Source organism: Allobosea sp. NPDC055594 (assembly GCF_053618995.1).
On record NZ_JBSHIO010000059.1, the window covers coordinates 1 to 1,011 of the forward strand.

2 pseudogenes are annotated in these 1,011 nt (G+C 62.8%); both read right to left on the minus strand.

The window, feature by feature from the left end:
* Positions 1 to 244: 244 nt before the first annotated feature.
* Positions 245 to 624, minus strand: a pseudogene (locus ACWGRX_RS26970) (transposase); the annotation flags it as partial.
* A 271-nt stretch (positions 625 to 895) separates the two neighbouring features.
* Positions 896 to 1,011 (minus strand): annotated as a pseudogene (locus tag ACWGRX_RS26975) (succinyl-CoA--3-ketoacid-CoA transferase); the annotation flags it as partial.

A 1,011-nucleotide genomic window follows, 5' to 3' on the forward strand; every position in this document is an offset into this window, starting at 1 on the left:
GGAAACGACCCCGAAATCCTCGGATGCAGCGCCTCACAGGCGAAATCTCAGCGATGACCGTGCCGCAGCGCCCTGCCGCGAGAGCGGCTTAGTCCTGTGGCGCAAATTAGATGGGAAGCCAGACCCGCTGGTCGTGATTTAGGTTCAAGATCACCTGCATCGGTATGCCGTAGATCGAACGGCGTGTCTCCGCCTCCCTAATATCGTCCGGGCAGGGGCGGCAGCCAAGGCAGCAGACGCACGCTCGGGCACGCCGGCTCGGCGACCGGTTGAGCCAGGCATGAAAGCCCAAGCGCGACACATCCAGCGCTTCGCAAAGCCACGCCACCGGCCAGATTGAACGGTGCTTCGCAATGAACGTGAACCTCATGTCACGTCCTTCGCGAACTAGGCTGCGGCCTTTTCTATGATGTCGCGCTCCCCCTTGAGCTTGGCGACCTCCCGCCGCAGCTTCTCGATCTCAAGCTGCTCCGGCTTCATCCGGCCGTGGCCGGGAAAGGCCTGCGCAGGATCGGCCGAGAAGAGCTTCACCCATTTGCGCAGTTGGTTCTCGTGGACATCCAGGTCCCGAGACGCCTGCGCCACACTCACTCCGCGATCCTTGATCAGGCGGACCGCCCCGATCTTGAACTCACGCCCAAACTGTCTTCGCCGCCTACGCCACCTCCGGTTTCATGAAACACCGAATCTCGGTGTCCACGAAACCGGCAGCAGGCCGGATCGCTGTCCGCTCCGCCTCAATCGTGCGATGCCTGAGGCGATCATCTGCCCGCTGAACTTCCACCGCCGATAGCGCGGGCTGCGTCGGCCTTCACGCGCTCGGTTTCCATCGCGCTGCGACTGCCTTCCTCCCGATAGGGCAGATCGAGTCGACGTGCCGTTCTCTCGGGCCCCTTCACGGTCCTTGGTTGAATTCCGCCTCGGTTTTGGCCTTGATCTCGTCGAGGGTGACGCCTTCGGCGAGTTCGATCAGGGTCATGCCGGCGCCGTTCTCGTCGATCGAGAAGACGC